This window comes from Pseudomonas oligotrophica, from assembly GCF_021726475.1.
GTDB lineage: Bacteria > Pseudomonadota > Gammaproteobacteria > Pseudomonadales > Pseudomonadaceae > Stutzerimonas > Stutzerimonas oligotrophica.
The window spans coordinates 291,377-301,702 of sequence record NZ_JAKJRU010000004.1; the positions used below are offsets into that span (position 1 = coordinate 291,377).

Annotated in this window: 5 protein-coding genes; 3 read left to right on the forward strand and 2 right to left on the reverse strand. The window is 68.1% G+C overall.

All coding sequences use genetic code 11. The features are described from left to right. The first annotated feature begins 17 nt into the window (after positions 1-17). From L3N39_RS10655 to L3N39_RS10665, 3 genes are all read left to right on the forward strand, one after another. A complete protein-coding gene (locus L3N39_RS10655) occupies positions 18-3,188 on the forward strand; it encodes an efflux RND transporter permease subunit (RefSeq protein WP_237257306.1) in 3,171 nt (1,056 codons plus the stop codon). After that, positions 3,185-4,567, forward strand: coding sequence for an efflux transporter outer membrane subunit (locus tag L3N39_RS10660; RefSeq protein ID WP_237257307.1), 1,383 nt, complete (start codon positions 3,185-3,187; stop codon positions 4,565-4,567). Before L3N39_RS10655 ends, L3N39_RS10660 begins: the two co-directional genes overlap by 4 nt. A 171-nt stretch (positions 4,568-4,738) precedes the next feature. Next, a complete protein-coding gene (locus tag L3N39_RS10665; protein WP_237257308.1) occupies positions 4,739-5,728 on the forward strand; it encodes a TRAP transporter substrate-binding protein in 990 nt (329 codons plus the stop codon). Positions 5,729-5,764: 36 nt separating this feature from the next. Here L3N39_RS10665 and L3N39_RS10670 read toward each other — a convergent pair whose 3' ends face one another. Both L3N39_RS10670 and L3N39_RS10675 read right to left on the reverse strand, forming a co-directional pair. Then, the gene (locus L3N39_RS10670) at positions 5,765-7,225 is read right to left on the reverse strand and encodes an efflux transporter outer membrane subunit (protein WP_237257309.1); all 1,461 of its coding nucleotides are present in this window, start codon (positions 7,223-7,225) and stop codon (positions 5,765-5,767) included. After that, entirely contained in the window at positions 7,222-10,326 is a 3,105-nt protein-coding gene (locus tag L3N39_RS10675; RefSeq protein WP_237257310.1) for an efflux RND transporter permease subunit, read from the reverse strand. The genes L3N39_RS10670 and L3N39_RS10675 overlap by 4 nt, the downstream gene beginning before the upstream one ends.

The window sequence follows — 10,326 nt, forward strand, 5'->3', positions numbered from 1 at the left end:
CTACCCCGGAGTGCGCCATGAATTTCTCGCAATTTTTTATCAAGCGGCCGATTTTCGCCGCCGTGCTGTCGTTGGTGATCCTCATCGGCGGCGCCATCTCGCTGTTCCAGCTGCCGATCAGCGAATATCCGGAAGTGGTGCCGCCCACCGTGGTGGTGCGCGCCAACTTCCCTGGCGCCAACCCCAAGGTGATCGGCGAAACCGTTGCCTCGCCGCTGGAACAGGCCATCACCGGCGTCGAGGGCATGCTTTACATGTCGTCCCAGGCGACCGCCGACGGCAAGCTGACGCTGACCATCACCTTCGCCCTTGGCACCGACCTGGACAACGCCCAGGTGCAGGTGCAGAACCGCGTGACGCGCACCATGCCGACCCTGCCCACCGAGGTGCAGCGCCTCGGCGTGACCGTGGACAAGGCCTCCCCCGACCTGACCATGGTGGTGCACCTGACCTCGCCGGATAACCGCTACGACATGCTCTACCTGTCCAACTACGCGGCGCTCAACGTCAAGGACGAGCTGGCGCGGCTGGACGGTGTGGGCGACGTTCAGCTGTTCGGCCTGGGCAACTATTCCCTGCGCGTCTGGCTCGACCCGAACAAGGTCGCCCAGCGCAACCTCACCGCCACCGACGTGGTCAACGCCATCCGCGAGCAGAACCGTCAGGTCGCCGCCGGTGCCCTGGGCGCACCACCGGCACCGGGCGCCACCGACTTCCAGCTGTCGATCAACACCCAGGGCCGCCTGGTGGACGAGGAGGAGTTCGAGAACATCATCGTGCGTGCCGGCGAGGACGGCGAGATCACCCGCCTGAAGGACATCGCCCGCATCGAACTGGGCTCCAGCCAGTACGCCCTGCGCTCGTTGCTGAACAACCAGCCGGCGGTGGCCATCCCGATATTCCAGCGCCCGGGCTCCAACGCCATCGCCATCTCGGACCTGGTGCGCGAGCGCATGGCCGAGCTCAAGCAGAGCTTCCCCCAGGGCGTGGATTACGAGATCGTCTACGACCCGACCATCTTCGTGCGCGGCTCCATCGAGGCGGTGGTGCACACCCTGCTCGAGGCCATCGTGCTGGTGGTGCTGGTGGTGATCCTGTTCCTGCAGACCTGGCGCGCCTCGATCATTCCGCTGGCCGCCGTGCCGGTGTCGCTGATCGGCACCTTCGCGGTGATGCACCTGCTCGGTTTCTCGCTCAACGCGCTGTCGCTGTTCGGCCTGGTGCTGGCCATCGGCATCGTGGTGGATGACGCCATCGTCGTGGTGGAGAACGTCGAGCGCAACATCGGCCTCGGCAAGTCGCCGGTAGAGGCGACCCGCCAGGCCATGAAGGAAGTCACCGGGCCGATCATCGCCACCGCCCTGGTGCTCTGCGCGGTGTTCATCCCGACGGCCTTCATTTCCGGCCTGACCGGGCAGTTCTATCAGCAGTTCGCACTGACCATCGCGATCTCGACGGTGATCTCGGCGTTCAACTCGCTGACCCTGTCGCCGGCGCTGGCCGCGACCCTGCTCAAGGCCCACGATGCGCCGAAGGACGGATTCTCACGGCTGCTCGACCGGCTGCTCGGCGGCTGGCTGTTCCGCCCGTTCAACCGCGTGTTCGACCGCGCCAGTCATGGCTACGTCGGCGTGGTGCGGCGCATCCTGCGCGGCAGCGCCGTGGCACTGCTGGTCTACGTCGGCCTGGTGGGCCTGGGGTACATGGGCTTTGCCAGTACCCCGACCGGCTTCGTTCCGCAGCAGGACAAGCAGTATCTGGTCGCCTTCGCCCAGTTGCCGGACGCCGCCACCCTGGACCGCACTGAGGACGTGATCAAGCGCATGTCGGAAATCGCCGGCAAGCATCCGGGCGTGGAGAACACCGTGGCCTTCCCGGGGCTGTCGATCAACGGTTTCACCAACAGCCCGAACAGCGGCATCGTCTTCACCCCGCTCAAGCCCTTCGATGAGCGCAAGGACCCGTCGCTCTCGGCCAACGCCATCGCGGCAGATCTGACCGGCCAGTTCGCGCAGATCCAGGATGCCTTCATCGCCATCTTCCCGCCGCCACCTGTGCAGGGCCTGGGCACCATCGGCGGCTTCCGCGTGCAGGTGCAGGATCGCGGCAACCTCGGCTATGAGGAGCTGTACAAGCAGGTGCAGAACGTCATCGCCAAGAGCGCCGACTATCCGGAGCTGGCCGGCCTGTTCACCAGCTATCAAGTCAATGTGCCGCAGGTGGACGCCGATATCGACCGCGAGAAGGCCAAGACCCACGGCGTGGCCATCGATGACATCTTCGACACCATGCAGGTCTACCTCGGCTCGCTGTATGCCAACGACTTCAACCGCTTCGGCCGCACCTATCAGGTCAACGTCCAGGCCGACCAGAAGTTCCGCCTCGCGCCAGAGCAGATCGGCCAGCTGAAAGTGCGCAACAACCGCGGCGAGATGGTCCCGCTGTCGACCTTCGTCAGCGTCACGGACAGCGCCGGCCCGGACCGGGTGATGCACTACAACGGCTTCCTCACCGCGGAGATCAACGGCGCCGCTGCACCGGGCTACAGCTCAGGGCAAGCCGAGGCCGCCATGGAACGTCTGCTCCAGGCCGAGCTGCCCAACGGCATGACCTACGAATGGACCGAGCTGACCTACCAGCAGATCCTCGCCGGCAACACCGCGGTGTTCGTCTTCCCGCTCTGCGTGCTCCTGGCCTTCCTGGTGCTGGCCGCGCAGTACGAGAGCTGGAGCCTGCCGCTGGCGGTGATCCTGATCGTGCCGATGACGCTGCTCTCGGCCATCACCGGGGTGATCCTGGCCGGCAGCGACAACAACGTCTTCACCCAGATCGGCCTGATCGTACTGGTCGGCCTGGCATGCAAGAACGCGATCCTGATCGTCGAGTTCGCCAAGGACAAGCAGGAAGAAGGCATGGACCGGCTCGCCGCCACCCTGGAAGCCTGCCGCCTGCGTCTGCGGCCGATCCTGATGACCAGCTTCGCCTTCATCATGGGCGTGGTGCCGCTGGTGCTGTCCAGCGGGGCCGGTGCCGAGATGCGCCATGCCATGGGTGTTGCGGTGTTCAGCGGCATGCTTGGGGTCACGTTCTTCGGCCTGTTGCTGACCCCGGTGTTCTATCTGGTGATTCGCGCCTTCGTCGAGAAGCGTGAAGCGCGCAAAGCGGTATTCAAGGAGGCCCGCGCATGAAGTTCTTCACCCTTTCCCTGCTCGCTCTGACCATCGCCGGTTGCGCGGTCGGCCCGGACTACCGCGCGCCGCAGCCGGAGCCGGCACGCATCGAGCGGGCTGCCGCGGCCGGCTTCGACCGTGCGCGCTTCGAGGGCGCCTGGTGGCAGCAATTCGAGGACCCCACCCTGGACCGCCTGGTGGCCCATGCGCTGGCGGAGAACCGCGAGCTACGTATCGCCTTTGCCCGCCTGGGCAGCGCCCGGGCGATCCGCGACGACGCGGCCAATGACCGTTTCCCGACGGTCACGGCAGGCGCGGGTGCCGAAATCGGCAAGGCGCAGCAGCCGGGTTTTGGTGATCGGCGGGTTGACATCGAACGCTACGACCTGGGGCTGGACATGGCCTGGGAGCTGGACCTGTTTGGCCGCATCCAGCGCCGGCTGGAGGCCAGCGAGGCGCAGGCCGAGGCGGCCGAGGCCGACCTGCAGCAGTTGCAGGTCAGCCTGATCGCCGAGCTGGTCGATGCCTACGGCCAGCTGCGCGGCGCCCAGCTACGCGAGCGCATCGCCCGCGCCAACCTGGACAACCAGCGCCGCTCGCGCGAGCTGACGGTACAGCTGCGCGACGGCGGCCTGGGCAGCGACCTCGACGTGCTGCGCGCCGATGCGCGCCTGGCCGCGACCGAGGCGACGCTGCCGCAGTTGCAGGCCCAGCAGGCGCGTGCGCGCAATCGCATCGCCACGCTGCTCGGCCAGCGCGCCGATCAGCTCAGCGTCGACCTCTCGCCCCGCGAGCTGCCGGCAATCGCCAAGTCGCTACCGATTGGCGATCCCGGTGAGCTGCTGCGCCGGCGTCCGGACATCCGTGCGGCCGAACGTCAGCTGGCGGCGGCGACCGCCAATGTCGGCGTAGCCACAGCCGATCTGTTCCCGCGAGTGAGCCTGTCCGGATTTCTCGGTTTCATCGCCGGGCGCGGCTCGCAGCTCGGTTCCAGCGCAGCCGAGGCGTGGAGCGTGGCCCCGGGCATCAGCTGGGCGGCGTTTGACCTGGGCAGCGTACGCGCCCGCCTGCGGGGCGCCGAGGCCGAGGCCGAGGGGGCTCTGGCGGCCTACGAGCAGCAGGTGCTGCTGGCACTGGAGGAGTCGCAGAACGCCTTCAGCGACTACGGCCATGCGCAGCAGCGCCTGCTGGCACAGCTGCGCCAGTCCGAAGCCAGCCGTGCCGCAGCCGAGCAGGCGCGCATCCGCTATCGCGAGGGCAGCGAGGATTTTCTCGTGCTGCTCGACGCCGAGCGCGAGCGCCTGGCTGCCGAAGACGCCCAGGCGCAGGCGGAGGTCGAGGTCTACCGCGGCATCGTCGCGCTGTACAAGGCGCTGGGGGGCGGCTGGCAGAGCTGAGCCCCGCGCCGGCCAAACTGTGATCTGGTGCAGGTCCCTTCCGGTTGGTGGCCCTGGGCGCTTTCGGTTGTCATCCGTCTTTGGCATAAGAAGCGGTTGAAAGTCCGAAAGCGTCCGCAGGCCCTGGTCCGCGCGATGCGCTGCCAACCAACCAGAAGAAAAGAGTCTTTCATGAAGCCGATCATTACCCTTGCCGGGCTCGTGCTGGCCGTTGCCAGCGCGTTTGCCCAGGCGGAGCCCATCGTCATCAAGTTTTCCCACGTGGTCGCCGAGGACACGCCCAAGGGCAAGGGGGCGCTGCTGTTCAAGCGATTGGCCGAAGAACGCCTGCCGGGCCAGGTGAGCGTCGAGGTCTATCCGAACTCCTCGCTTTACGGCGACGCGGATGAGCTCGAGGCGTTGCGTGAGGACAAGGTGCAGCTGCTGGCACCGTCGCTGGCCAAGTTCGAGCAGTACACCAAGCAGGTCCAGGTGTTCGATCTGCCGTTCCTGTTCGACGACATCGACGCGGTGAACCGTTTCCAGAAGCGTGCCAAGGGCCGCCAGTTGCTGCGCTCGATGGAGGCGCACAACATCACCGGCCTGGCCTACTGGCACAACGGCATGAAGCAGCTGTCGGCAACCCGTCCGCTGCGCATCCCGGGCGATGCCCGCGGCCTGGACTTCCGCATCCAGCCCTCGGCAGTGCTGCAGGCGCAGTTCGACGCCCTCGGCGCGGGCGCCCGCAAGCTGCCGTTCGCCGAAGTCTACGGCGCGCTGAAGAGCGGCACCGTGCAGGGTGCGGAGAACCCCTGGTCGAACATCTACAGCAAGAAGATGCACACGGTGCAGCCCTACATCACCGAGACCAACCACGGCGTGCTGGACTACATGGTGGTGACCAACACGCGCTTCTGGATGGGCATGCCGCACAAGGTCCGCTTCGAACTCGAGGCGATCCTCGACGAGGTCAGCTACACGGTGAACAAGGAAGCTGAGCAGCTGAACCAGGCCGATCGCGAGCGCATCCGCCAGGCCGGCACCACGCAGATCATCGCCCTTACCGACGAGGAACGGCAGGCCTGGCGCGAGCAGATGCGCCCGGTGTGGCGGCAGTTCGAGCCGGCCATCGGCGCCGACGTCATCAAGGCCGCCGAGGCGGTCAATCGCAAGTCCCGCTGAGCGGCACGCCAGGCGCGGTGCCTGCCGCGCCTGGCTTTACCGGTCGGTGGCGAGCGGCGGCTCGCCTTGCAGCAGGCTGCTGTCCCAGCCACCGCCGAGTGCCGCGATCAGCTGCACGCTGGCCAGCAACCGGTCGCCCAGCAGCCCCAGGTTGGTCCTTTCGTTGTTCAGCGCGGTGGTCTGCACGGTCGCCACGCTCAGGTAGTCGACGGTGCCGGCGCGGTACTGGTTTTCGATCAGCCGCAGCGATTCCTGCGCCGACTCCAGCGCCTCGCGCTGCACCTCGGCTTCCTCGCCCAGCACGCGCAGCTGCACCAGCGCATCCTCCACCTCGCGCAGGCTTTCGAGCACCGTCTGCCGGTAGCTGGCCACGGTCTGGTCGTAGGCGGCCTCGGCGCGCTCCACCTCGGCGCGGCGGCCGCCGAAATCCAGCAGGGTGACCGCCAGTTGCGGGCCTAAGGACCAGAAGCGGTTGGGCACCTCGATCAGGTTGCTGAACACACTGTTGCGGTAGCCGCCGGAAGCCGAGAGCGTCAGCTCCGGGAACCAGGCGGTGCGGGCAATACCGATCGCGGCGTTGGCGGCCATCACGCTGCGCTCGGACGCGGCGATGTCCGGACGGCGTTCGAGCAGCTGCGACGGCAGGGCCATCGGCAGCGCCGGCAGCCGTGGTACGCCGTCGCGGCCGGCCAGCTGCAGCTCGCTGGGTGGCACGCCGACCAGCACGGCGATGGCATGTTCGAGCTGCGCACGTTGCCACTTCAGGTCGATGGCCTCGGCCTGGGTCTGCTTGAGCTGGGTGCGCGCCTGGGCCACGTCGGACTTGGGCACGATGCCGGCGCGGTACTGGTTCTCCGTCAGGCGCAGCGAGCGCGCGTAGGCCTCGACGGTCTGTTCGAGCAGGCGCTGCTGGGCGTCCATCACCCGCAGTTGCAGGTAGGTCTGCACCAGTTCGGCCTGCAGGCTCAGGCGCACCGCGGCCAGGTCGGCGGCGCTGGCCTGCATGTCGGCGCGGCTGGCCTCGAGGTTGCGCCGCAGGCGGCCCCAGAGATCGACCTCCCAGGTCGCGTCGAGCCCCAACTGGTAGCTCTCGCCGACACCGCTCGTGCCGCTGCTGCCCTGCACGCCACTGCCCTGCCCCGTACGGGTACCGGAGGCGCTGCCCGAAAGCGTCGGGAACAACTGCGAGCGCGCGCTGCGCACCAGGGCCCGTGCCTGGCGGTACTGCGCTTCGGCCGCGGCCAGGTCCTGGTTGGAGCGGTTCAGCCGCGCCACCAGGGCGTCCAGCTCGGCATCGCCGTAGAGCGTCCACCAGGGCCCGCGCTCGAGCAGGTCGGCCGGTGTCGCGTTCTTCCAGCCCTCGGCCTGCCTGAATTCGCTGCCCAGCGGCAGGTCCGGGCGCTGGTAGTCGGGGCCGAGGGTACAGGCGCCGAGCGCCAGGCCCATGGCGAGGACGGCCAGCGGGCGCAGGTGGAAGGTTCGAGCGAAGACGGTCATAGCGCATTGTCCAGGGCGGCGTCGGTGCGTATCCCGCGCCATTGGTTGAAGCGGTGCCGCAGGCGGTCCAGGTAGAGGTAGACCACCGGCGTGGTGTAGAGCGTGAGCAGCTGGCTGAGCACCAGGCCGCCGATGATCGCCAGGCCCAGCGGCCGGCGCATTTCCGCGCCCTCGGTGCCGCCGATCAAGAGCGGCACGGCACCGAGGATCGCCGCCATGGTGGTCATCAGGATCGGTCGGAAGCGCAGCAGGCAGGCGCGGTGGATCGAGTCGGCCGGCGCCAGGCCGTCGGTGCGCTCGAACTGCAGCGCCAGGTCGATCATCAGGATGGCGTTCTTCTTCACCACGCCGATCAGCAGGAACAGCCCGAGCAGCGAGATCAGGCTGAACTGGTCGCCGGTGAGGATGATCGCCAGCAGCGCGCCGACCCCGGCCGAGGGCAGCGTCGAGAGGATGGTCAGCGGGTGGATGTAGCTCTCGTAGAGGATGCCGAGCACGATGTAGACCAGCAGCAGCGCGCCGAGAATCATCAGGGGCTGGCTTTCCTGGGCCGCCTTGAACACGTCGCCGGTGCCGCCCAGGCGGCCCTGCACCTCGCTCGGCAGGCCGATGGCGGCGACCGCACGCTCGATCGCCAGGGTCGCCTGGTCGAGGCTGACGCCCTCGGCCAGGTCGAAGTCGATGTTCTCGGCGGCGAACTGGCCGTCGTGCTGCACGCGGTCCTCTTCCAGGCTGCGCTCGTAGCGGGCGAAGGCCGACAGCGGCACGCGCTGGCCGTCCTCGGTGATCACATGGACCTGGTCGAGCACCTCCGGATGCTGGGCGTAGCTCGGGTCGAGCTCCATCACCACGCGGTACTGGTTCAGCGACTCGTAGATGGTGGAGATCTGCCGCTGGCTGAAGGCGTTGTTCAGCAGCGTGGTCACGGTGCTCATGTCGATGCCCAGGCGCTTGGCGGCGTCGCGGTCGACCACCAGGGTGATCTGCTGGGCGCCCTCGCCGTCGTTGGCGTCGATGCTGGTCAGCTCCGGCAGCGCCTTGAGCGCGGCGATCACCCGCGGCGTCCAGGTGCGCAGCTCCTCGAGGTCGCCGGCCAGCAGCGTGTAGGCGTAGGCCGAGCTGCTCTGCCGGCCGCCACCGAACTGCAGGTCCTGGTCGGCCATGAGGAACATGCGCCCGCCGGGCACCTTCGGCTGGTTCTTGCGAATGCGCTCGATGACTTGCTGGGCGGAAATCCCGCGCTCGGCCACCGGTTTCAGGCGCACGACCATGAAGGCGTTATTGATGCCGCCCTGCCCGCCGATGAAGCCGGCCACGCTTTCCACCGCCGGGTCGGCCAGCAGCGCCTTGCGGAACGCCTCGATCTTCGGCTGCATCACCTGGAACGACAGGCCGTCGTCGCCACGGATGAAGCCGGTCAGCTGGCCGGTGTCCTGTTGCGGCAGGAAGGTCTTGGGCACCTGTACGTAGAGCACCACGTTCAGCGCGACGGTGGCCAGCAGGCTGAGCAGCGTGATGCGCCGGTGGCGCAGCGCCCAGGCCAGCGAACGGTCGTACCAGCCGACCAGCCGCTCGTGCAGCCGGTGGCTCCAGCGGTGCAGGCCGCTGTCGTGCTGCGGGTCGTGGCGCTTGAGCCAGCGCGCGCAGAGCATCGGCGTGAGCGTGAGCGAGACCAGCAGCGAGACGAGGATGGCCGCCGCCAGGGTCAGGCTGAACTCGCGGAACAGGCGCTCCACCAGCCCGCCCATGAACAGGATGGAGACGAACACCACCACCAGCGAGACGTTCATCGACAAGAGCGTGAAGCCCACCTCGCGGGTGCCGATGTAGGCCGCGCGCAGCGGCGGCACGCCGTCGTCGATGTGGCGGGCGATGTTCTCCAGCACCACGATGGCGTCGTCGACCACCAGCCCCGCAGCCAGGATCAGCGCCATCAGCGACAGCGTGTTGAGCGAGAAGCCGGCCAGGTACATCACCGCGAAGGTGCCGACCAGCGACACCGGCACCGCCAGCGCCGGAATCAGCGCGGTGCGCAGCTTGCCGAGGAACAGGAACACCAGCAGGATCACCAGCGCCACGGCGATCAGCAGCGTGCGCTCGGCCTCGTGCAGGGTCGCGCGGATCACCGGCGAGCGGTCCATCGCCACGTCCAGCGCGACGCTACCCGGCAGGATCGCCTGCAGCGCCGGCAGTTCCGCGCGGATGCCCTCGATGGTCTCGATGATATTGGCGCCGGCCTGGCGGTTGACGATCAGCAGCACCGCCGGCTCGCGGTTGAAGAAGCCGCTGTTGTAGCGGTCCTCGACCGAATCCTTGACGCGGGCGACGTCGCCCAGGCGCAGCGCGGCGCCGTCCTGGTAGCGGATGATCAGCGGCGCGTAGTCGGCGGCCTGGTGCAACTGGTCGTTGGCGGCGACCTGCCAGTGGCGGTGGTCATCCTCGACCATGCCCTTGGGCCGGCGCACGTTGGCGTTGGCGATGGTCTGGCGCACGTCGTCGAGCGAGACGCCGTACTGCTCCAGCTGCTGCGGCTGCAGTTCGACGCGCACCGCCGGCAGCGAGCTGCCGCCGACCTGCACCTCGCCGACGCCGGGCACCTGCGACAGCTTCTGCGCGAGGATGGTCGAGCCGATGTCGTACAGCTGGCCCTTGTCGAGCACCTCGGAGGTCAGCGACAGCACCATGATCGGCGCCTGCGACGGGTTGATCTTGCGGTAGGTGGGCATGCTGCGCATGCCGCTGGGCAACAGGTTGCGCGCCGCGTTGATCGCCGCCTGCACGTCGCGGGCGGCGCCGTTGATGTCGCGGCTCAGGTCGAACTGGATGATGATGCGCGTCGAGCCCTGGCTGCTGCGGCTGGTCATCTGGCTGACCCCGGCGATGCTGCCGAGCGAGCGCTCCAGCGGTGTCGCCACGCTGGAGGCCATGATCTCCGGGCTGGCGCCGGGCAGGCTGGCCTGCACGGTGATCACCGGGAAATCCATGTTCGGCAGCGGCGAGACCGGCAACAGGGTGAAGCTCATCCCGCCGAGCAGGAGGATCGCCAGGCTCAGCAGCATGGTCGCCACCGGGCGCGCGATGAACGGCGCCGAGAGGTTCAT